Origin of the sequence: Gemmatimonas phototrophica, assembly GCF_000695095.2 — a bacterium.
Lineage (GTDB): Bacteria > Gemmatimonadota > Gemmatimonadetes > Gemmatimonadales > Gemmatimonadaceae > Gemmatimonas > Gemmatimonas phototrophica.
This window is the reverse complement of sequence record NZ_CP011454.1, coordinates 3,106,169-3,128,443: the sequence shown is the minus strand read 5'-3', so window position 1 is coordinate 3,128,443 and position 22,275 is coordinate 3,106,169. Positions and strand designations below refer to the sequence as shown.

The 22,275-nt window shown below is 64.6% G+C and carries 20 protein-coding genes; 14 read left to right on the top strand and 6 right to left on the bottom strand.

The genetic code is table 11. From position 1 onward, the window contains the following. Positions 1-161 precede the first annotated feature (161 nt). The gene (locus tag GEMMAAP_RS13250; protein WP_158514856.1) at positions 162-896 is read right to left on the bottom strand and encodes a hypothetical protein; all 735 of its coding nucleotides are present in this window, start codon (positions 894-896) and stop codon (positions 162-164) included. Positions 897-1,285: 389 nt separating this feature from the next. Between GEMMAAP_RS13250 and GEMMAAP_RS13245 the strand changes: the two genes are divergently transcribed. The 8 genes from GEMMAAP_RS13245 (at position 1,286) to GEMMAAP_RS13210 (ending at position 7,791) form a co-directional block, all read left to right on the top strand. Then, positions 1,286-1,927: a response regulator gene (locus GEMMAAP_RS13245; RefSeq protein ID WP_202969135.1), complete on the top strand. Its 642-nt coding sequence runs from the start codon at positions 1,286-1,288 to the stop codon at positions 1,925-1,927. Continuing rightward, entirely contained in the window at positions 1,924-3,207 is a 1,284-nt protein-coding gene (locus GEMMAAP_RS13240; protein WP_082821309.1) for a sensor histidine kinase, read from the top strand. The genes GEMMAAP_RS13245 and GEMMAAP_RS13240 overlap by 4 nt, the downstream gene beginning before the upstream one ends. Positions 3,208-3,687: 480 nt before the next feature. Beyond that, positions 3,688-4,137, top strand: coding sequence for a Rieske (2Fe-2S) protein (locus tag GEMMAAP_RS13235; RefSeq protein ID WP_075071518.1), 450 nt, complete (start codon positions 3,688-3,690; stop codon positions 4,135-4,137). A gap of 526 nt (positions 4,138-4,663) precedes the next feature. Beyond that, entirely contained in the window at positions 4,664-5,224 is a 561-nt protein-coding gene (locus tag GEMMAAP_RS13230; RefSeq protein ID WP_202969134.1) for a TetR/AcrR family transcriptional regulator, read from the top strand. A 105-nt stretch (positions 5,225-5,329) separates the two neighbouring features. Continuing rightward, positions 5,330-5,875 (top strand): carboxymuconolactone decarboxylase family protein, encoded by a 546-nt coding sequence (locus GEMMAAP_RS13225; protein ID WP_026848813.1) that lies wholly within the window; start codon positions 5,330-5,332, stop codon positions 5,873-5,875. A 4-nt stretch (positions 5,876-5,879) separates the two neighbouring features. Beyond that, positions 5,880-6,521, top strand: coding sequence for an MOSC domain-containing protein (locus GEMMAAP_RS13220; protein WP_053333775.1), 642 nt, complete (start codon positions 5,880-5,882; stop codon positions 6,519-6,521). 51 nt (positions 6,522-6,572) lie between these two features. Beyond that, positions 6,573-7,037 (top strand): nuclear transport factor 2 family protein, encoded by a 465-nt coding sequence (locus GEMMAAP_RS13215; RefSeq protein ID WP_026848814.1) that lies wholly within the window; start codon positions 6,573-6,575, stop codon positions 7,035-7,037. Positions 7,038-7,158: 121 nt separating this feature from the next. After that, positions 7,159-7,791: a hypothetical protein gene (locus GEMMAAP_RS13210; protein WP_145979132.1), complete on the top strand. Its 633-nt coding sequence runs from the start codon at positions 7,159-7,161 to the stop codon at positions 7,789-7,791. 31 nt (positions 7,792-7,822) lie between these two features. Here the strand turns inward: GEMMAAP_RS13210 and GEMMAAP_RS13205 are convergent, their stop codons facing one another. The 4 genes from GEMMAAP_RS13205 to GEMMAAP_RS13190 form a co-directional block, all read right to left on the bottom strand. Beyond that, on the bottom strand, positions 7,823-8,158 hold the full coding sequence (locus tag GEMMAAP_RS13205) for a TraR/DksA family transcriptional regulator (RefSeq protein ID WP_053333776.1): 336 nt from the start codon (positions 8,156-8,158) through the stop codon (positions 7,823-7,825). A gap of 60 nt (positions 8,159-8,218) precedes the next feature. Beyond that, on the bottom strand, positions 8,219-8,590 hold the full coding sequence (locus GEMMAAP_RS13200; RefSeq protein WP_053333777.1) for a BON domain-containing protein: 372 nt from the start codon (positions 8,588-8,590) through the stop codon (positions 8,219-8,221). 64 nt (positions 8,591-8,654) lie between these two features. Further along, positions 8,655-8,915, bottom strand: coding sequence for a CsbD family protein (locus GEMMAAP_RS13195; RefSeq protein ID WP_043579515.1), 261 nt, complete (start codon positions 8,913-8,915; stop codon positions 8,655-8,657). Positions 8,916-9,065: 150 nt separating this feature from the next. Next, entirely contained in the window at positions 9,066-10,283 is a 1,218-nt protein-coding gene (locus GEMMAAP_RS13190; protein ID WP_026848817.1) for a BaiN/RdsA family NAD(P)/FAD-dependent oxidoreductase, read from the bottom strand. A gap of 129 nt (positions 10,284-10,412) precedes the next feature. On the opposite strand from GEMMAAP_RS13190, the gene GEMMAAP_RS13185 reads away from it, so the two are divergent. After that, a complete protein-coding gene (locus GEMMAAP_RS13185; RefSeq protein WP_053333778.1) occupies positions 10,413-11,816 on the top strand; it encodes an MFS transporter in 1,404 nt (467 codons plus the stop codon). Positions 11,817-12,206: 390 nt separating this feature from the next. Beyond that, positions 12,207-14,456 carry a hypothetical protein gene (locus GEMMAAP_RS13180; RefSeq protein WP_053333779.1) on the top strand — a complete coding sequence of 750 codons (2,250 nt, stop codon included), beginning with the start codon at positions 12,207-12,209 and terminating at the stop codon, positions 14,454-14,456. Between the two features lie 38 nt (positions 14,457-14,494). Here the strand turns inward: GEMMAAP_RS13180 and GEMMAAP_RS13175 are convergent, their stop codons facing one another. Then, positions 14,495-15,406, bottom strand: coding sequence for a 3'-5' exonuclease (locus GEMMAAP_RS13175; protein ID WP_043579517.1), 912 nt, complete (start codon positions 15,404-15,406; stop codon positions 14,495-14,497). A gap of 16 nt (positions 15,407-15,422) precedes the next feature. Here GEMMAAP_RS13175 and ytxJ point away from each other — a divergent pair, with 16 nt between their 5' ends. From ytxJ to GEMMAAP_RS13155, 4 genes are all read left to right on the top strand, one after another. Further along, positions 15,423-16,157 carry a bacillithiol system redox-active protein YtxJ gene (ytxJ, locus tag GEMMAAP_RS20600; protein WP_053333780.1) on the top strand — a complete coding sequence of 245 codons (735 nt, stop codon included), beginning with the start codon at positions 15,423-15,425 and terminating at the stop codon, positions 16,155-16,157. 51 nt (positions 16,158-16,208) lie between these two features. Beyond that, positions 16,209-18,272, top strand: coding sequence for a M1 family metallopeptidase (locus GEMMAAP_RS13165; RefSeq protein WP_026848820.1), 2,064 nt, complete (start codon positions 16,209-16,211; stop codon positions 18,270-18,272). A gap of 224 nt (positions 18,273-18,496) precedes the next feature. Continuing rightward, on the top strand, positions 18,497-20,440 hold the full coding sequence (locus GEMMAAP_RS13160; protein WP_053333781.1) for a methyl-accepting chemotaxis protein: 1,944 nt from the start codon (positions 18,497-18,499) through the stop codon (positions 20,438-20,440). Positions 20,441-20,602: 162 nt separating this feature from the next. Further along, positions 20,603-22,141 (top strand): amidase family protein, encoded by a 1,539-nt coding sequence (locus tag GEMMAAP_RS13155; protein WP_043579520.1) that lies wholly within the window; start codon positions 20,603-20,605, stop codon positions 22,139-22,141. Positions 22,142-22,275: the final 134 nt, after the last annotated feature.

The following is a 22,275-nucleotide window of genomic DNA, read 5'->3' as shown; positions in this document are numbered from 1 at the left end:
TGACCATCCACACGCCGCCGTGTGGGTTGACCAGTTTTGGTGCAGAAGGACGACCGGGCGTGCGACGCGCTGATCGCCCAGTCCCCTGCAAGGAATCCGACGCGCAGGAGTGCCTGACCCAGGACCGGAATGCAACAGGAGTGACCCGCCGGAAGGACGCGTCAGAAACGCGGGATTTCAGGGTCTGCGGTAATGCGAATCGATGTTCGCGGATTGAGGTCTCCACGAGGATCGACGGCGACCCCTGATGCCACGGACACCGACTCAGCAGCCGTCTGCGTGTCAAGGCAGAGATGCGTGTAGTTGTCGTTGTCCCCGAGGTCGGCCAGTGCGATGGGCAAGACCTCAACGCCATTGCTCAGCGTGACACGCATGGCCAGGCGCGCGGCTTCGCCAAGCTCATCACCCCCCGGCGCGGTGACACCCCCCGCCCAAGTGATCTGAACGATCTGCTGCGTCGACTGCGGACAGGATGTGCCCGGTAGCTCGCTCCGCGCGTAGCGGTAGCCGATCCGCAGTTCGGGCCCGCGCTCCAACGCGGTGACGCGGTCGCTCGACAGTCCGATCGCGTCACCGCCCTCCAGCAGTGGCACAGAACGAACGATGTCAATCCGAACGGGCGGATCGCCCGCGCTGCCCAACTGTCCGACGAGCAGCACGGTATGCCGTTTGCTTGCGCCCAACGCGGGATTCAGGGTTGCGCAGATCGGCGTGAAGACCGCACCCGATCGCGTCGTGATTCGAAACGCGGACGGGTCGGGGAAGTCAGCCGCAATGCGGCGGGTAAATGTGACGGGAATTCCGTCCAACCCGGTCACTGGGACACCCCGGCAGAGCAAGCTGGCTCTGGCCGGTAGCGCGTCGTCGAGACCGAAGAACACGTCGAGGACCTCCACGCTCGGAGCAGCCGGTGCTGTGGTTGCCTGGTCCTTGTCGCCCCCAATGCAAGCGGTCGAACACGTCACGACCACCGCGGTCGCCAAGTACAGTAGTCGGGTCATGAAGGTTTCCGTGAATCGGGTGGAGCAGGCATGGTGATGCGTGCCGGCGGAGCGTCGGGAGCGGGATCCTCCCGCCAACCAGGCGCCTTACCCGAAGGAGCGTCAGAATCAGCATTGGCAGGTTGGCGTTGACTTCTCCGGGCATGATGGCGTACCGTCGTTGACGCCACAGTCGGTCGGCGCCGGAACCTCGTGTAAGCAACGCACCGACAGCCAGCATCGCGCGCGTCCGCTAGACTTACGCACTCCCATTAAATCCGAGGGTTTCCCAGTTGCTCCGGCGTGTGTTCATCGTCGACGATCACCCGTTGATGCGTCGCGGGTATCGGTCGTTGCTGGAAGCAGAACCGGACCTCGTGGTGTGTGGAGAGGCGGGGGGTGCCGCCGCCGCGTTATCCGGCATTCTTGAGTCGCGGCCGGATCTCGTGATCACCGATGTCACGCTGGAGGATGGCGGCGGAATCGAGCTTATTCGTGACCTGCGGGAGCGGCGGCCGGAGCTGCCGATCCTCGTGGTCTCGATGCACGACGAAATGCTGTACGCCGAGCGCGCGCTACGAGCGGGCGCACGCGGCTATGTGATGAAGGGCGAGACGGACGCTGATCTCGTGTTGACGGTGCGGACGCTGCTTGCGGGCGGCCTGCATCTGTCGCCGCGCATGCAGCGGCGTGCGCTGGAACAGCTGGCTGGCCGCGCCGCCCCCACCGGCCAACCGGCGGAATCGGCACTTGCCGATCGTGAGCTCGAGGTGTTCGAGCTGCTCGGCCGTGGCTTCTCCACGCGCGAGGTGGCGGAGGCACTGCACGTGAGTCCGAAGACCGTGGAGACCTACCGCGGACGCATCAAGGACAAACTCGGATTGAAGGACAGCGCCGAGCTTTTGCACCGCGCCGTCCGCTACGCCCAGGAGCGTGGACTCGTATGAGGTCACTGACCGGCACAAGCGTACCTCGCGATGTCGGCGACGCGTCTGTCCGCGCGGCTTTGCGCTCGGAGTACGCCTATGCCGAACGGTTGCGCACTGCCATGCTCGGGTGGCTCGCGGTCGGAATGGTCATGCTGTTCATGGTGCTCGATCTGGCGACCGTGTTCGGGGCGGAATTGCCGGCAAAACCACCATACATCGCCCAGTTCATCGCGGTCACGACGGCGTTCCTGCTGGCGGCCATGCAGTTTGCGGTCGGACGCCGGGCAGCGACCCGGCCGGACGATCGGTCGCGTTCGACGCTGTGGTATGCTGCCGCGGTGGTGGAGGTCGCCCTGATCCTCGGTGCGTGGTCGATTGTTGGCATTTTCGTAGCGAGTGTGCGCACCGTCGTGCCGGGGCTCATCGTCTTCACCGCGCTCGTCATCCTGTCGGCGCTGCGACTTGACTGGCGACTCACCGGATTCACGTCCGTGCTCACCGCCGTCAGCTACGCCTACCTGCTCGTTCGCGTCGCCAACGTGTCGCCCTACGCGTCACTTCGTCCGCGCGTTTTCGAGGGGATCGTCTCATTGCTCGTCGTCGGAGCGCTGACGGCGCTCGTCGCTGAACAGGCGCGTCGCCGCACTATTCACGCGCTCCGCGCCATCCTGCAGACGCAGGCGTTGCAACGCGACATCCTGCACGCGGAAGACGCCGCTCGTGCCCGTATCGGACGCGATCTCCACGATGGGCTGGGCGGCCGACTTTCCGGGATCGCGATGATGGCGCAGGGGCTGGCCCGGCGGGCGGAGTCCGGCGCCGCAGCGTCCGCGGCGTCGCTGCGAGAACTTGCCGACTTGTCGCTGGAAGGTGTGGACGAGGTCCGCCGTTTGGCACGCGGACTCGATCCGGCGCCCGTCGAATTCGGGTTGGTGGAATCGCTGCGGCGTCTTGCCGATCGTGTCGCGTCCGCCGGTACGCCCTGCACGTTCGCCGCCGACGGCGACAGCGACGCATTCGATGCCTCGATCACGCTGCAGTTGTACCACATTGCGCACGAGGCAACGACCAACGCGGTGAAACATGGGGCACCAACGCGCATCGACGTCACACTGACGGCGCGCCCCGGCACGATCACCCTCGATGTGCGCGACAACGGCGTGGGCATTGCTGAGGCACCAGAACCCGGGCTCGGTTTGCGGACCATGGCGCAGCGGGCCGAGTTGCTGGACGGCGTGCTCCGCGTACGCCGCGGACCGCTCGGAGGAACCGTCGTGAGCTGTATCGTCTCCCGCTGAGCTGCCCATTGCAATGTGGGGTGCCACGGACCCGACCTCTGCATATGCGGGTGGGGGGCCCTTCGCGACGATAGGGTGTAGGTTGCGGCGGTGGGCGCGCCGTCCTCCTCCGACATGCCGAATGTCCCCCCGCGCGATCACGCCTGTGAGTTGTTGCCTTTCTCGTCAAACCCGGTTCCGCGGCGGCGTTGCCACTGGCCACGCGAGATACTTTTGAGGCAGCCGACGCGTGAGGGTGCGGTCGCCTTTCGTCTTGGTGTAGCGACGCGTATCCACGTGCCTATGTGTCGCCATGAGCCCCGCATAAGCCGGACGGGGAATCCGACGATTGGAACCAGCGCCGTAACTACCATCGTTTTGCCTCTGTGTGCAGTCTATGGCACCCTTCTGGCTTTCCGCTCCTGACCCGAGGCATGTATGCATTCCGCCGCCTGCGCCGCCTGCGAATTGACGCGACGTGGTTTTGTTTCCGTGGCTACGATGGCCGCCGTGAGCATCGTGGCCACGGCGTGTGGTGGCGGAGATGGAGAAACGGGGGCCACTGGCCCCAGTGGGACTGGCGGAGGTGGCGGGTCCACCCCGCCCGGTACGCTTCCAGCCGGTGTGACCCGTAGTGGAAACGTATTCACCATCGATCTATCGGTAAATAACGAGCTATCAAGCGCGGGACTCTTTGTGTTGAGCGGTGGGGCGGTTCCGGCTCTCGTGGTACGTGCTGCCGCAGACACCTATCGCGCCTTCGACGCCCGATGCCCGCACGCTGGAACGAGCAATCAGTGGGAGTTCGGTAACGGTGTCCTGCAGTGTAATAACCATGGCAGCCGCTTTGCCGCGTCATCCGGCGCGCTCAACGCGGGGCCTGCCACCACCGGTCTGCGGGCATTGGTCGTGACCCGTGCCGGTTCGACGCTGACCGTGTCGACGGGCTGATTCAAGGCGTTGCGGCAGCGGCGCATTGTCTGGCGAGATTTCCTGTCGCCACGTTTGCTGGCGTCGATAGGCGGCATTTGCGTGGACGCACGAAGTCTTCAGCGAAATCTTGGGCGCGGCGTGACTTTGCCTTGTCTCGGCTGCGCTGTGTCCTGCAAGACGCATGTTTTGATACGCGGCGTTCGGCTGGCCTGACCGTCATCCATGACGCTGTTCGTGCGTCGCGAATTCCGGTTCGTCCAAGGTCAGCAAGTTGATGACGCACCGGACGTGAGTTCCCATGTCCTCTGGGACGACGTTCGTGAGTGCTTTACCAGATCCTGTGATCGAACCATGCCAAACGGCGCGAACCTCCACACGTATGTGGGAGAAGATTGGCGGGGCCGTTCGAAAGACCGGCCCCGTTTCGCGTTGTGTGTCTGTGCCAATGGTGTATCCCATCGGGACGACGTCGCTTCCTGTATCTGGCAGCGCCACCTCGATGAATGTACATTGTACCGATCGGTCCACTTCGCTCATCTTTATCATGCCTGCTGCCATCTTGAGTCGGGAAGAGGTCGTTGCTCGCCTCATGGACGTTGTCCGCCGCAACGGCTATGACGGCGCGTCGCTAGCCGAGTTGTCCAAGGCGACCGGGCTCGGCAAGTCGAGCCTGTACCACCATTTCCCACAAGGAAAAGAGGACATGGCGGCTGCGGTGCTGGCCTATCTGGAGGCCACCCTCGACGCCAGCGTGTTTGCCCCGCTCAGGGCGGACGGCGAACCGGTCGTACGTTTGCGCGCCATGACGCGCGCGCTCGAACTCTTTTACGACCACGGGCGCGATGCCTGCCTGCTGGCCAACCTCGGCATAGGCGAAACTTCGCAACGCTTCAACCCGCGCGTGAAGCGCATTTTCGACGCCTGGATCGACGCGCTCGTCGTGGTACTTCGGGATGCCGGGCTCTCCAAGCCCGTTGCCCGCGCCCGGGCCGCGGATGCCATCATCCGAATAGAAGGGGCAGTCATTGTGGCGCGGGCGCTCGACGAACCATCCCTCTTCGACCGAACCCTGCGCGCGCTTCCGGAAGAATTGCTGCGCGCTTGAACCTCCGTCGTGAGCATCCCTCTTGCGCCGTGCGTTCGGTTTTGTTAATGTACCGAACGTTCGGTACAGTTGTCGATACCTTCATTCCCATACTGGAGATCGCTCATGTCACGCATTCAGCTCCTCGACCCCGCCACCGCGTCACCGGCGGCCGCCGAGCAACTGGCCATTACGAAACAGGCATTCGGAACAGTGCCGAACATGTTCGCCACCGTCGCGCATTCCCCGGCCGCCCACGCCGCGATGAACGGCTTCTTTGCCGCGCTCGGCAAGGGGGCGCTCGCGGGTAAAGTCGGCGAGCAGGTTGCCATTGCGGTGGCGCACATAAACGGATGCCAGTACTGCCTCTCGGCGCATACGGCTATCGGCGGTATGCACCGGGTCAGTGAAGCCAACCTTGAGTCGGCCCGACATGGAGACTCCGATGATCCAATGGCGCGTGCGGCCATGGGCTTGGCCCTCGAGATCGTACGTACCAGAGGCCGAGTATCGGATAGCGCCCTCGCACACGCGCGGCTGGCTGGGCTCGATGACGCGGCCATCGTCGAAGTCGTTGCACACGTCGCACTCAACGTCTTCACCAACTACCTGAACAACCTGGCGCAGACGACGATCGATTTCCCCGTCATCGCGCTCGAGTCGGCCGCATAGCCCAATGTCCCTCTCTCTCGGGCAGCTCTGGCGATACCCGGTCAAGTCGATGGCCGGCGAACACGTGGACGCAGCCACCCTCACGCGACTTGGGGTCCCCGGCGACCGCCTCGTGTGGGTGCGCGGCCCGGAGGGTGTACGTACCGCACGGCGGCAATACCGACTCCTCGGTTTGCACGCCACGCTGTCTTCCGACGGCGACGCGCTCGTGAACGGCCACCCGTGGGATTCTGATGAGGCGGCCGCGCTGGTTCGGGCGGCCGCGGGAGAGGACGCGTGGCTGGAGCGTGCTCCGGCCGGGCATCAATTCGATATCCTGCCGCTGCTGGTGGCGACAGACGGCGCCATCGCCTCATTTGGGCGGGACGTACGTCGCCTGCGCCCCAATCTGGTAATCAACGGGGTCGATGGTATGGACGAGACCACGTGGGAAGGGGCTACGTTGCGCATCGGGCCTTCTGCCATCTTCCTCGACTCCCTGCGCGGGCGATGCCCCATGACCACCGTCGATCCCGACCTGATAACGCGGGACCCGGAGGTGCTGCGGGAAATAGGACGACGCTTCGGTGGCCGACTGGCGTTGAACGCCGCCGTCACGCGCGGCGGGCGCATTGCCGTTGGCGAGGCGGTGCACCTTGAACGCTGACATCCCCGTTCTTCGCCTCCTGCTCGCGACTCTTTCAACCGGATTCATCGCATGACACGTCTGCCGGTTCCTCCGTTCGACCACGACTCGGCAACCCGAAAGGTCAGGGCCGCCGAGAATGCCTGGAATACCCAGAATCCTTCCGCCGTCGCGCTCGCATACACGCCTGAGAGCCGTTGGCGAAATCGCTCCCAGTTCATTACCGGTCGAGTGGAGATCGACGCCTTTCTGCAGAAGAAGTGGACCACCGAACGCGAGTATCGACTGATCAAGGAACTCTGGGCGTACTCTGCCGATCGAATCGCGGTTCGCTTCGTATACGAATGGCACGATGCCAATGGCCAATGGTTTCGGTCGCACGGCAACGAAAACTGGCAATTCGACGCCGATGGCTACATGGCCGAGCGTCATGCAAGCATCAACGACGTTGCCATTGCCGAGCGTGACCGAATTTTTCATTGGGACTTGGGTGTGCGGCCGACGGATCATCCGGGATTGAGCGACCTCGGGTTGTGAGTCGCGCCGTCTACCATGGGCATTCTCACCCCGGGAATCGCCCATGAATTCAGCGGCCATGGGCGGTTCTCCCCGGAAGGTGCAGGGAACGCTCTCGCCACCCCGGCGGTACATTGCCACCATGCGTTCTCACGTCTCCTTCCTTCGCGCCCGCTGCCGGGGCGTGGTTGTCCACTCCGCCTCCCTTGCCGTGCTGGTGGCGGCCGGCTCTCCCGCCCGCGCTGATGCGCAGCGCCGCCCCGGGGTGGGTATGGGCTTCTATACCTACACCGGACTGGTGACCGGCGACTTTGAGGTCGGGTCGATGACCGCGTCCACCGCGCTCGCCGAAGTCCCTACCGTTGGAGTGTCCGCGCTGATTGCGGCGCCCATCAAAAAGGCCACCAAACGCGCCTGGATTGTCGGCCTCCGCGCCAACGCGTTTGGTATTGGCAATGGCGGCTCCTGCTTCGTCACGCCGGATATCGTCGGTTGCCAGGACCGTCGCTTTACCGAGCGCGGCGCCCTCATGACCGGCGGCGCCTTTGACATTCGCTCCACCTTGTTGCGCGCCATGGTTGGCCCCGCCCTCTACACCGTGCAAGGGGAGGGGGCGCGCCTGGGCACGGCCCTGCGTCTCGACTACGGCTCGCCCCGCCAGCGTGGCGCCACACCCACTCTCTTCTTCACGCGCACCTACCTCGGCAGTGAGCGCGGCGAGCCACTCGCCATCAGTACGCTGGGCATGAGCTTCCGCTGGGCGCGAAAGCGGTAGGCTCGATGTTCCCCGGGCACGTGCCCGCGACCTAATGCACGCGTGAGGGGGCGTGTACGTCCACGGCGATGCGTGCGTACGGAATAACGTCCAGCCGTTCGAACGGAATTTCCGCCCCCGTGTTCTCGTCGATGCCAAACTGATCGGGGGTGTTCGTCAGTCGCTCCAGCGCCGCCTCAATCTCGCCAAGCTCCGCTGACCGACGCGTAGCCAGTGTCGCCTCGAGTTCCTCGTGCTGCACGACGCTACCAAGATCAGCGGGGTGCAGCGGCATTTTGGATTCGGTGCCGGCTCCCTCCTCAAGCTGCTCACCCTGCTCGTCGGCAAAGGCCTGCAAATGACCGCTCAGCCGCGCACGCTCTTGCATGAGTCGTTGCTCCAAGTGGCGGAGTTGATGAAATGTGAGGGGCATGCTCGATTCCTGTGATTAGCGTGAGCGGATGGTCAGGTTGTCCACCACGGTATATCCCGTGGCATTGTTCTGGGCGACCTGTATGGCCCGGTCACGAACGCCTTCCGACGGCACGACACCGCTGAGGGTGACGGTTTTGGTTTCTTCCTTCGTGTCTACGTTGATCTCCATGCCGGCTACGAGTGTGTCGGCCAGCAGTGCGGCCTTCACGTCGGCGGTTTTGGCCGCACCACTCATGGCGTCACCGGCCTCCGCGCCCGCTTCGGCGGTCTTTTCCGTGGCGTTGCTGGCGTCCTGCTTCACGCCATCGGCGGTGTTGCTGCACGCGGCAGCGCTGCACAACAGCAGCGCCGCAAGTGGGATGATACGTATCAGTCGAATGGACATGGCTCGATGGATGAGTGTGAGGAGCCCCTTCTGCTGCCAGGCAGAGAAGGGGCGCGCGAATCAATTAGCGGTTTCGCTTCCGCTCATCGCTGTGCTCAATGGCACGGGCGGCATCCATCTGTGCCTTGCCTAGCGCATCCTTGGCTTCGCCCTTGAGTTCCTGCGCCTTGCCCTTAAGCTGCTGGGCGGAGTCGCCAGTCACGGCACCGAGGGCGTTCCGCGTTTTGCCGGACAGCTGATCTGCTGCGCCGCTCACGCGGTTCTTCAGCCCCTTGTCGGTCAGCTCGTCTTCGACACGCTCGTGTCGCGTAGTCTTGTCGGTCATGATGCCTTCACCTCATGGGAAACAGTCATGAACGCCGAATGCGTCCATCCCATAGAGTGTGCAGGGTGCGTGCCGCCAATTCAGGCACGGTGATGCGCGTCGCGTGGGCGAGCCGTAGTCAACAGACTCCGCAGTTCCCGCGGTTCGTGCTCACGAGCTCGCTGCGACTCCGGCTGCCCGCCCCGTGACCCACGCCCACAAAAAGTTGTAGCCGCCAATGGGGCCGAAGGCGTCGAGCACTTCGCCGCACAGGTACAACCCCGGCTGCACACGACTCTCCATCGTGCGCGGATCGATGTCCGACAGCCGCACGCCGCCGCCCATCACTTCGGCTTTCTTGTAGCCCTCGTCGCCACGCCAGGGCAGGGGGCCTCGCACCAGCGTATCAATGAGACGCCGCCGTTCCTCGCGTGTGAGCTCGGCCAGTTTTCGCGTGGGCTCCACCTGCGCCTGGGCCAGCAACACATCAGCCAGTCGATCGGGGAGTTCGCCTCGTACCACACTCGAGACCTGCCTCGACCCGTGCGGCTGCAGCAGGGTGCCCCACGCCGCCTCGTCGTGCGCTGTCCACTGCACGGCAATGGTGGCCGCACTCGATGCTTCGTTCTTGGCCCGTACGGTCACGTGTGACACATTCAGCACCGAGGGGCCGCTGTAGCCCCGGTGCGTGAACAGAAATCCGCCGCTGGCCGTGGCCCGTCGCGCCGCGGACGTGGCGGTCAACGACACCCGCAGCGATATCCCGGAAAGATCCGCAAAGGTGCTGTCTTCAGTGCACACCGGCGTGAGCGCCGCATAGGTGGGATGCAGCGTATGGCCGAGCGCCGCCAGCATGTTGAGTCCTGCGCCGTCGCTACCGGTGTTGGGGACCGACAACCCGCCAGTGGCCACGATCACCCGATCGGCGCGCAGCGGTACGTCGTTGTCCACCGACACCACCCACTCGTTGCCGTCGCGCGCGATCCCGGTGACACGGGTGTCGAACTGCAGCCTCACGCCACTGTGCCGGGCCAGCTCCAGCAGTCCATCGCGCACATCTCGGGCCTTATGCGAGGCGGGAAACAGTTTGGCACTTTCCACTTCTTCCTCGAGCGGAATGCCCACGTCCTGCTCAAAGAAGGCAATCTGTTCCGCCAGTGGCCAGGCCCGCAAAATCTTGCGCAGCGTGTTGGGGGACGAATCCGTCACGTAGCGCGACTCATCCAGCTTGGACGGGAGCACGTTGCACCGCCCGCCGCCGCTGATGAGAATCTTGCGCCCGCCGTCTTTGGTGCGCTCCAGCAGCACGGTGTTGGCGCCTCCACGGGCGGCGAAAATCGCCGCCATGGTGCCTGCTGCCCCTGCGCCTATCACGATGACTCGTGGCATCACTCCGCCTGCGGAAAAAGGACTGCCGCGCCGCCGGATGCCAACGCATTCATCAAGTATCGCCAATGCTCGGCGAGCGGGGAATGGGTACGGGTGGCTCCCTCGCGTAATCGCGCTACGTTTGGTGGCATGACTGCCATTGCCACCGATTCTGGGGCCGCGAGCTCCGTCAGCCCCGAAGAAGCCGCTGCCCGCAAGCGCATTCTCACGGTGTTGTTTGTCGGGGTGTTCATGGCCGCTATGGATGCGGCCATCATTGCCCCGGCCATTCCCGCGCTGCGCAGTGCCTTTGGCGTGGACAACCGGCAGATCGGTCTGGTGACCATCGTGTTCAGCCTGTGCTCACTCACCAGCACGGCGCTCATGGCGGCACTCAGTGATCGCTTTGGCCGACGCAACATTTACCTCATGGACATCGCGGGATTCGCGCTGGGATCCTTGATCATTGCGCAGTCCAACAGCTTTGGCGTACTGCTGCTGGGGCGCGCGATTCAGGGGCTCAGTGCCGGCGGCATTACCCCCACCGCCAGTGCGGTTGTGGGCGATACCTTCCCGCCGGACCAGCGCGGCAAGATTCTCGGGCTCATTGGCGCCACCTTCGGTATGGCGTTCCTCTTCGGGCCCATTCTCGCGTCGGCCATTCTCGTGGTCACTACGTGGCACTGGATCTTCCTGGTGAATCTTCCGCTGGCGGCCATTGTATTCACCATGGGCTATCGGGCGTTGCCACGTATCGAGAAGCGCGCGGCACTCCCACCGTTCGACTTTGCCGGCATCACGGCGCTCGCCATCATGCTTGCCAGCCTTACGTTGGGGATCAATCGCGCCGTGGACACTTTCACCGGCGTCACGATCTGGCCCGCGCTGTTGATCACCGCCGCGCTCGCGCTGCCCCTGCTCATTGCCTGCGAGCGCCGTGCGGCGTTGCCCATTGTGCCGCTGAACCTCTTTGGCACCAAACAGCTGCGTACAACCTGGGTGCTCTGCTCCGGCGCCGGGTTTGGCATGGGGAGCGTCATTTTCATCTCGTCGGTAGCGGTGGCGGCCTTCAACACGCCGCCCAACAAGGCCGGCCTGCTGCTGTTGCCCCTCGTCCTCTGTTCATCCGTCGCTTCGGCGCTGTTCGGCCGTTTGCAGAACACGATGGGGCCGCGCGCGGTCATGCTCTGGGGTTTCGGCACGCTGGGGGTGGGGTCGCTTCTCATTGGCCTGTTTGCCGCGGCGTTCTGGGCGTTCATTGCCGCCACGCTCTTCATCGGCGCCGGCGTGGGCATTGTGGTGGGTGGCACGTTGCGCACCGTCGTGCTCAATGAGGTGTCCGCTGCGCAACGCAGTGCCGCGCAGGCGCTGGTCAACATTGGGATTGCCATTGGCAATCTCATGGTGGTCGCCGTGCTCAGTGCCCTCGCCGATCGCGCCGGTGGTGGCCTGTCCGGGCTGCAAACAGCCTATCTCGCCGCCACAGGTGTCATGAGTGTCATGATGATCATCAGCCTGCGCTTACAGCCCATCGGCGAGCGCAAGGCGGCGTAAGTCCGCAGGTGGCCGGGTGTGCCGGAGGGGGAACCGATAGCACGAAGGCGTCCATGGCTGCCCCACCAGGATTCAGCGCTTCGCATGGCTGAATGGCCCCAATACACCGCGGTTGTCATGCGGTTGCCATGCTTTCAGTCATGCCGTTGTCCCGGCCAGCGGTTGTCGAGGCCAGCCGTTGTCCGCGCCAGCCGTTACCCACGCCAGTCGTTAAACCGTGCGGAATTTGGCCGTGGGATGAACCGCACATCATGCTGCAGCCCAGCCTGGGCCCTCCCCGTCACAAAGTGCGTACATGAACCATCGGTGTGTGTGATGCAGCCCACGGACTGCATGCACTCTACGCCCCATCTTCAGGCATTGCAGAGCTGGTCACACCCATCCCTTCCCATGCGTCCCTTCTTGCACTCCGCCCGAACCACACGTCTGGCCCTCGTGGCCGCCCTGGGCGCCCTCGGCGCATGCAGCGACCCCTCCACCGCCACCCCCGATGTGCCCGACGCCGCCTTCGCGCGCAGCACCGGCGCGCGCGTTACCAGTCTCACGGTGGGTATCTCCGGACTCCCTTCCGGAACTGCCGCCGGTGTGCGCGTGACTGGCAGTAACGGCTACAACACCACAGTGAATGCCACCACGACGCTGACTGGCCTGGCCAACGGGACGTACACCGTCTCGGCCACGAACCTCTCAGTGGGCGGCACCACCTACGCGCCCTCTCTGGCCTCACAGTCGGTGAACCTGAAGAGCGGCTCCAGTCGCACGCTCTCCATCAGCTACGGCGTCGTCGCCACCACCGGCACGCTCACGGTGAACGTCAGCATGCCCGACGCCACACCGGCCGCCGTCACCGTGACAGGCCCCAACAGCTACAGCACGACCCTGAACAGCACGCGTTCGCTGACCGCCCTCGCGCCTGGCAGCTACACCATTGCGGCCGCCACCGTGACCAGCGCCACGGGGATCATCTACGCTCCCGCGCCACTCACGCAAACGGCCAGCATCACGGCTGGCGTGACCACTGCCGCCGCCGTGTCCTACACGGCGAGTGGTGTGGTACCGGGCGGTAATCTCAATGTGCAGGTGCTCGCCGCGACGCTCACGCAGGCGGTACAGAAGCTGGATAACTCGGTCACGCTGATTGCTGGCCGTGACGCCATGCTGCGCGTCTTTCCCGTGGCCAACAGCACCAACACGGTCAAGCCCGTGGTGCGTGTGAACGTGTACGGCAACGGCGTACTGCGCACGACGCTCACGGCAACGACCAGCGGAACCAGTGTGCCCACCGCCATCAATCAGGGCAGCATGGCGGCGTCGTGGAATGTGCTGGTGCCAGCCGTGTACGTGCAGGCCGGCTTGGGCATTCAAGCCGTCGTCGATCCCGACAACGCGATTACCGAAAGCAACGAAAGCGACAACGTGTATCCGGCCACCGGTGTGCCGCTGCCGCTCACGGTCCGCACGGTGAATCCGCTCAACCTTACCTTCGTGCCGGTTACCACCAGCAGCAACAGCGTCACCGGCAACGTATCGGCCAGTAACGCCGAAGCGTTCCTGCAGGGAACGCGAGATATGCTTCCCGTGGGAGCGGTGAGCTATACCATTCGCGCGCCGTACACCACGAGCAACACGCTGTTGAGCGATGGCGCCGGCTGGGTGCCGCTGCTCAATGAACTCGATGCCTTGCGGGTGGCCGAGAGCGGCAGGAACTACTACGGTGTCGCGAAGGTGGGGTACAGCTCCGGTGTGGCCGGCTACGGCTACATTGGCCGAGGCACGTCGGTCGGCTGGGATTATCTCCCCAGTGGCAGTGGCATTCTGGCTCACGAACTGGGCCATAACTTCAGCCGCAATCATGCTCCCTGCGGCGGCGTCTCCGGGGCCGATGCCAACTACCCCTACGCCGGCGGGCAGATTGGCGTCTTTGGCTACAACGTGCGCACCAATGCGTTGCAGGCCAGCACCACGGCCGACCTTATGGGCTATTGCAATCCCAGCTGGATCAGCGACTACAACTTCAACGCCATGATGACCTTCCGCGGCTTCGCCGCGAGCGCGTTGGTGGCCACTACCGGATCTACCTTCGAACAGCCGTCGCTGTTGGTGTGGGGACGCGTGGAATCCAACGGAGAATTGGTCCTCGAGCCGGCCCTGCGTCTCTCGGCGCGGAGCGTATTGCCCACCACCGGCGGCGACTACACCGTGGCCGCGTACGACGATAACGGCAGCGCCATGTTCACCTTCGACTTCACGCCGGTTGAGGTGGCAAACGACGGTGCCGAGGGTGGCGCGCATTTCGCCTTCGTGGTGCCCATGAACGATGTGGCCTACGAACGACTCTCTCGCCTCGAGCTGATGGGCAACGGGCGTAGCACCGAGCGGATGTCGCGTCAGCCGGCGAGCGCCGCGGCGGCGGCGGCGCGTGGACTGGATGTCGCGGCCGAGGCGACCTCGCGTGCTCGTCTTCGCTGGAACGCCAACGCCTTCCCCATGATCATGGTACGCGATACGAACAGCGGGGAGATCCTCAGCTTCGCCCGTGGCGGTGATATGCGCATCGACACGAGCCGGCCCGAGTTGGAAGTCGTGGTCTCCGACGGCGTGAAGAGCCAGAGCGCCCGGGTGCGGGTACGCGGCCGGTAATTCGTACCACGCACCACACCGCAGCGGCCAGGGAATCGCTATCCGACTCGCTCGGAATAGCGGTCCTTGGCCGTGAACGTGTCCACTCGCCACGGGGGGCTGGCCAAGCCCCCGTAGGCGTGCTGACGTAACCAGCTCTGCTCGGCCTCCAGCTCCGATTCCGGAAGGTCCCGGTACCACGTTTTGGCGCGGGACCGGTCGCCGGCAAACCAGCGGTACCCGCGCGCCTTGAGCAGGTCCTTGCTTTCAATGGGTGTCCCAATGGCATTCAGGCGCGCTGTCGTCTTGCGCGCGTTTTCCAACAGCAGAGTGAGTGGTGACGTCTCACCATCGCGTGGAGTGGCCAGCACATGCAGGGTGGCCAGGCAATCGTCGCCCGCCCGATGACCCGTGTGGAAGGCGTTGCACAGCTGAAAGAGCAGGTAGTCCAGCTTGGCGCCTCGGCAGCCGAAGCGCACCCACGGCACATCGTACAGTGAGCACCCCCAGTGCTTGTCGGCAAACGCCGGGAAGCGCCGTTCCAGCATGCGACGGTCAAAGCTGGCGTTGTGCGCAATGATCAGATGCGCACGGGCGACTTCCTGAAGCACGGCGGCGTCATCAATGCGTTGTCCGCGCACCATGTCGTCGGTAATGCCGGTGATCTCCACCACTTCGGCCGGAATGGGGATGCCAGGGTCTTCGAACCATTCCTGCTTGGCGTCCACGCCGTACACCATGCCGGCGCTGTCGAACTCGAAGGCCACGAGCCCGAGTTCGATGATGCGATCGCTGGTAGTGTCGAGCCCCGTACTCTCCACATCGACAATGAGTCCGCGGCGCACCACCGTGGACGGCGACGGCGACTGGTACCGCGGCCGCGCTTCGAAGCGCCGCAACACGCGGTAGTTCCCTGTGGCTTCGAGGGAACGGACCATCGCCTCCATGTCTTGCTGCGAAGAGGGTTCCATTATCTTTCTTCCCTATATGAACGAAACCGAAGCTCCCGCAGCCGTAACGGACGCAGAATTTGCGGCGCGTGTCCTGCAGTCACCGGTCCCGGTACTGGTGGATATCTGGGCCGCCTGGTGCCAGCCCTGTGTGACGCTCAAGCCGGTCATGCACCGGCTCGCTGAAAGCTATCGCGATCGCGCCACGGTGCTGACCCTCGATGCCGACAGCAACCTCGAAACGGTAACTCGCTTCGATATCCGGGCCCTCCCCAGCGTGCTGCTCTTCGATCAGGGCGTGCTGGTTGGCCGACAGGTCGGGGCGCAGCCGCAGGCCACCTATGCCGCCATGCTGGATGCTCGCCTCAGTGCCCGGGCGGCGGGCGTGGCGCCAACGGCAATCGCGGCCGCCGCTCCGGCGCCGGCTCCCGTTGCTCCGGAGTCTCCCGCCTCGCGCGAGGCCCGGGAACTGGCGGCTGCAACCGAGCCCACGCTGATCTTCAAGCACAGCGCCACCTGCTCCATTTCCATTGGAGTGAAGCGCGAGTACGACGCCTTTGTCCGCGCGCACCCCAATGTGCCCGCCCGGTTGCTCGTCGTGCAGAATGAACGCCCGCTGTCGAATGCGCTGGCCGAGGTGCTGCGCGTGCAGCACGAGTCACCGCAGGCCTTCGTGGTCCGCCAGGGGCAGGTGCTCTGGCACGCGTCGCATCATCGTATCACTGCCAGCCGAATCGCCGACGCCTTCAGCGCCGCGACCCACGCCGTCTAGCTTTCCAGCGTCTTTCCAGCGCCACTCCCAGCGCCTCTTCCGGGGTCTCCCATGCAGCCCTCTCCCCTCCGCGCCGCCGTTCTTGCGGTGCTTGTCAGCGTCGCACCCCTTCCAGCCATGCAGGCGCCGGCACGGACACCGTCCACGGCCTCGACGACGTCGGTGCCGCCACGAGCGGTGCGCCGGGACATTCCGCTCACGAACGCGATACGGAAAGCCATGGCGGCGGGCACGCGTGACTCCACAGGGCGCCCGGGGACGCGCTACTGGCAGCTGCGCACTGACTACGCCATTGATGTCTCGCTCGATCCGGCGTCGGCCCGACTGACCGGGAAGGCCCGCATCACGCTGCACAACAGCAGCCCGGACGCGCTGGCCAGCATTGGCCTGCGGCTCGATCCCAATCACTTCCTGGGGAATGCGCCGCATGCCGCTCCCTGGACACCAGCCGAAGTCACCGATGGCATGGTCATTTCGCGCATGACCGTCAACGGGAAGGCGGTCAACGTGGCGGGGGCGGTGGTTGGCGGCGCCGAAGGGGCCCGTGCCATTCAGACGCAGCAGCAGTCGGCCGCGGCTGCGGCCGCAGAAAACACGTTGCTCAATGCCCGCTCCACCAATGCGCGTGTTCGCCTGGGGACTCCCATTGCCGCCGGCGCCAGGGCGGTGCTGGAAGTGGAGTGGTCGCATAAGCTCCCCGGTGGACCGGGCACCGGACATCGCATGACCCAGCGTTGGGCAGATTCTCTGTTCCAGCCCACCCAGTGGTATCCCCGTGTTGCCGTGTACGACGATCTGCGCGGCTGGGACAGCGAGCTGTATCTCGGACCGTCGGAGTTCTACAACAACTTCGGGTCCTTCGATGTGAACATTGATGTCCCGGCCGGGTGGATCGTGAGCGGGACCGGGGTACTGCAGAATCCCAACGATGTCCTCACCGCCAAGGCCCGCGCGCAGCTGACCAAGGTGACGCAGTCCGACGACATCACCACCATTGTCGGCCCCGAGGAAGTGGGGCCCGGGCAGGCCACCGCCACCAGTACTACCGGGCGGCTGACGTGGCGCTTTCACGCCGATACCGTGAACGACTTTGCCTGGGCCACCGCCAGGAAGTTCGTGTGGCAGGCCACCCGCGCCACCATTCCGGGCAAGGGCGCCGTGCCGGTCCACATGGTGTACCTGCCAGGGCGCGCCAACCTGTACGCCAAGGCCGGCCCGGTTACCCGGCACGCGCTCGAGTTCTACTCGAAGCTGTGGTTCCCCTATCAGTTCCCGCAGCTCACCCTGCAGGACGGCCCCAGCTCCGGCATGGAGTACCCCATGGTGATCAACTCCAACGTGGGGGCCGCCGATCACGAAACGGGGCACATGTGGTGGCCCATGGTGGTGGGCAACAACGAAACGTGGTACGGCTGGATGGACGAGGGGTTCAATCAGTATATGAACATCCTTTCCGACGCTGACGCCGAAGGGAAGCCGCCGGTGCTGGATGGGGAAGGGCAGAAGTATGGCGGCATCAGTGGCAACGAAGCCGAACCGCCCATGATGTGGAACGCCAACTACGCGGGCCCGCAGTACTACGGGTTTACCACGTACAGCAAAACCCCGCTCATGCTCTCGGCGCTCGGTGGTATTGTGGGCGACAGCGCGGTGCAGCGTGCCCATAGAGAGTGGGCCACCACCTGGATGTTCAAGCACCCCTCCCCGTGGGACTACATGTTCTTCATGAACAAGGCACTGGGGCGCGACCTCGGCTGGTTCTGGTACAGCTGGTTGTTCACTACGGAGAGTGTGGACCACCGCATTGCCAAGGTGACGCCCATGGGGATCCGCACGCGGGTCCTGGTCGCGCACGATGGCCAGATGCCGGCGCCGGTCGTGCTGGACGTGACGTTCGCCCCGGCTGGGGCCGCCATTCGCCCCATGAAGAACGCGGTCATGCTCAATGCCACCACGGCGCGGGTGACGGTGCCGGTCGAGGTCTGGTTTGACGGGCGGCGCCAGCATGCCGTGGATCTCATGTTCGGCAGCCGCCCCATTGAGTCGGTAACACTCGACCCCCAGCGCCGCTTCCCCGACCGGAACCCGGCCGACAACCGCTGGACCCGTAAATAGATCATATACGCAAGCAAAATTCGGGAGGATCGAGGCGGAAAACGGGGGCTGGCAATCGGACGCTAAAGTCCGCTTCGTCCCCTCCGATACCTAAGAGAGGACAGATGTGTCTGGGGAACCCTGACACGTTGAACATGCCGGCGACGCCGCCGCACCCACGGTAGTTCTCTCGAGTGTACCACACAATGTTTGCCCTCCGCACTGTTCGCGCGCGTTTACGCGCTGTGGCCTTCCTTGGCGCAGCCGGCATTCTTGCAGTCGCTGTTGCTGGTCAAGGTTCGCTCCGGCTCGCCCGCGGCGCGACGGCAGATCTTGTGGAAAACAACACCGCACAGCGCTATCAGATGGATAGCGACATGATGCACGATGCCATGCGAGCCGATGTGCTGGAAGCGCTATTCTCTGCCCAACGCGGAGACAGCGCGGCCGTGAAGGCCTCGCAAGATGCGCTCGGCGAGCATGCCGCGCGTTTCATGGCGTCGCTCAATGAAGCCGACAAGCTGCTCGCCGCCACGCCCATTGCCGCGCAAATGCCTGCGCTGCGCAAAAGCGTTTCCGAATATGCGGCCGCCGCAGGCGCCGTGCAGGAAGTGGCGCTCTCTGATCCGGCCAAGTCCTCCGAACTCTACCAGCGCTTTCTCGTCAGCTTCACGGAAGTGGAAGACGGCATGGAAGCGTTTGGTGACCGCATTCAGGCCATGAGTGGTACGGTCAAGGCGGAAACCGAGAGTTCGTTCGCGCGCGCCTCCTGGTTCATCTGGGGCAGTTTCGTCGTGTTCTTCGTTGCCGGCTTGTGGTACGCGTGGCGCATGGCGACCACCCTCGGAGAACGTCTCGATCGCATTTCGACGCAAATCGGTACCTTGCAACAGTACGGTGTGAGCGCGGTATCCACCTCCCTATCGGCCTTGGCGCGTGGTCAGAAGGCGCAGGTCGACGCGCATCGGTTCGCTCCGCTCGATGACACCAGCGGTGATGAACTGGGCGTTGTGGCGCAGGCCGTGGATCGTATGGCGCAGGAGTGCACGACGTCGCTGAATGCGTGCGATCAGGCGCAACATGCGGTCGGCCACGCCGTGCAGGAAATTGATCGTCTGGCCACCGCCGCACGGGAAGGACGGTTTGATGTACGGGCCAATGTTGCGCAGCTGGAAGGGCGGTACGTTGAGGTGCTGCGCGGCGTGGAGGGCGTTATGGACGCGGTGGCTACGCCGCTGGCCGAAGCACGCCGCGTGCTTGAGCAGATGGCCGAGCGGAATCTCGAAGCGCGCATGGACGGCGATTTCCACGGCGAGTTCGCCCAAGTACAAGAATCGCTCAATGTGGCGATTCGGCAGATTGCCAATACGGTGGGGCAGGTGCGCGCTGCGGTCTTCCAGGTCGATGATGCGTCACAACAGCTCAATGAGGGCAGTCAGCAGTTGGCGCATGGGGCCTCCACGCAAGCCGCAAACGCCGAAGAAATTGGTGCGTCGTTGTCGGAGCTTAGCAGCATTGCCGCCAAATCGGCCCTGCAGGCCGGTGAGGTAAAGGCCAGCGCGGGGCAGGCCACCGAAAGTGTGTTGCGCGGCTCGGAAGCGATGCAGGAGTTGCACGCCGACATGCAACGCATCAAGCAGTCCGCCGACGCCACCAAGCGCATCGTGAAGACGATCGACGAAATCGCCTTCCAGACCAACTTGCTGGCGCTCAATGCTGCGGTGGAAGCGGCGCGTGCCGGTGATGCCGGTCGTGGCTTTGCCGTCGTGGCCGAAGAAGTGCGCGCGCTGGCCATTCGCTCCGCCGAGGCAGCCAAGCAGACCGCCGCCCTCATTGACGAGGAAATTCAGAACGTGGACGGCGGTGTCACCCGTGAGCAGGCCGTACGCGAACAGCTGACGGCCGCGAAGCAACACGTGGAACACATGTCGGCGACCATCGAAGAGATCGTGGCTGGCGCGGAACTTCAGGCCCGCGGCATCAAGGAAATTGGCCGCGGCGTGGAAGTGATGAGCGAGGTGACCCAGCAGGTGGCCGCCAACGCGGAGGAATCCGCCGCCGCCGCCGAAGAGCTCCAGGGGCAGTCGGCACACCTCACCGAAGTGGTCAAGGGCTTCAAGACCCGCGACATCGAAACACGTCAGCCCGACCGGGTGTCGGTCAACGCCCGCCGTCGGCAGGCTGCCTGAGGTTAAAAGCGGTTCGGACTGCAACTGCAGTTCGGGACTGCCACTGCGGTTGAGGAAGACAACAGCGGTTGGGGAAGACAACCGCAATTGTCTTCCTCAACCGCTCTTCTGTTGTTCCCCCACCGCAGTGGCTTTTCTCTGCCCCTCCGGCATATTCCCGCCATGCGCCTCTCCTTTGTTTTGCTCTGTCTTGCCCCCGTCGCACTGAGCGCGCAGCGCCCGGCCCGCGCGACGTTTCCTGCCGAAACGGCCTCCGTACACACGGTACGTACGGCGTTGGCCTCGAAGCGGATCACCTGCCGCTCGCTGGTGCAGCAGTATCTCGCGCGTATCGAGGCGCTCGATAAACAGGGCCCGGCCATCAACAGCATCGTGCTGGTAAACCCTGCGGCACTGCAGGTGGCTGATTCCCTCGATGCACACGCGGCCGCCGGGAAGCCGGTGGGACCGCTGCACTGCATCCCGCTCATTGTGAAGGACAACTTCGAGACCCGCGGGCTGCAAACCACCGCCGGGTCGTTGGCGCTCGAAGGGTGGACGCCTCTGCAGGATGCCACCATGGTCCGCCAGGTGAAGGCGGCTGGCGCAATCGTGCTGGCGAAGAGCAACCTCGCCGAGTGGGCGTTCACCCCGTACGAAACCGTCAGCTCCATTTTGCCGGGGTACACCAGGAATCCCTACGCCCTGGACCGGGTGACCGCCGGGTCGAGTGGTGGCACCGCGGCGGCCGTGGCGGCTGGCTTTGGCACGTTGGGATTGGGCACCGATACCGGAAACTCCATTCGCGGCCCGTCCGCGCATCAGGCCCTGGTGGGAATTCGCTCCACCATGGGCCTCACCTCGCGCGCCGGTGTGGTCCCGCTCAATGCCACCGCCGATGTGGCCGGCCCCATGGCCCGCAGTGTGGCCGATGCGGTGACGGTGTTTGATGTGATCGCCCACAGTGACCCCGCCGACACGGTCACGGCACCGGCCGACGCCCGTCGTGCGGTCAGCTATCTGGACGCCCTCCGACCAGGGGCGCTGCGTGGGGCCCGGATTGGCGTGCTGCGGCAGGCCTACGACCGCCCAACGCTCGACCCGGAAGTGAAGGGAGTGTTTGAACGCGCCGTGGCCGATCTGCGCCGCGCCGGCGCCATCGTCCTGGATACGGTCGCCGTAGACTCGCTCGATGCCATTCAGCGTCTGCAGCAGGGCGGCTGTAACCGATTCAAGGCGGATCTGGAGCGGTACCTGGCGGCGCGCGCTCCCAATGCCCCAGTCAAAACCATCGACCAGATTCTCCGCAGCCGTCGCTTCCATCCCACGGTGGAGCCGCGTTTGCGCGACGCCGCGCAGGTCACCCAGGCGCCCGAAGAGAGCAGCGGCTGTCAATCGCGCGAACGGGTGCGTAGCGCCCTCCGGGTGGCGGTGACCCAGCTCATGGATTCGCTGCAGCTCGACGCCATGGTGTACCCCACGTGGAGCAATCCCCCGCGACTCATTGGGGACCTCAATTCCCCGCACGGCGACAACAGTCAGCTCTTTTCGCCCACCACGGGCTTTCCGGCCATCACCGTGCCCATGGGCTACACCCGCCAAAATCGATTGCCGGCCGGCGTGTCGTTTTTCGGGCGTGCGTGGAGTGAAGCGCGGCTGATTTCCCTCGCGTACGACTACGAACAGCAGACGCGCCACTGGCGCGTACCGACGTTGCGCTGACCCTCGCCGGCGTCAATGCAGTTACCGGACGTGGTGGCAGGAGTCCGAAGGGTGAAGCGTATTACACGACCGGAATATGGAAACCCCATTGCGCCACGGCGTGCAGGCCACCCTATTCAACAAGCAAGCCCGAC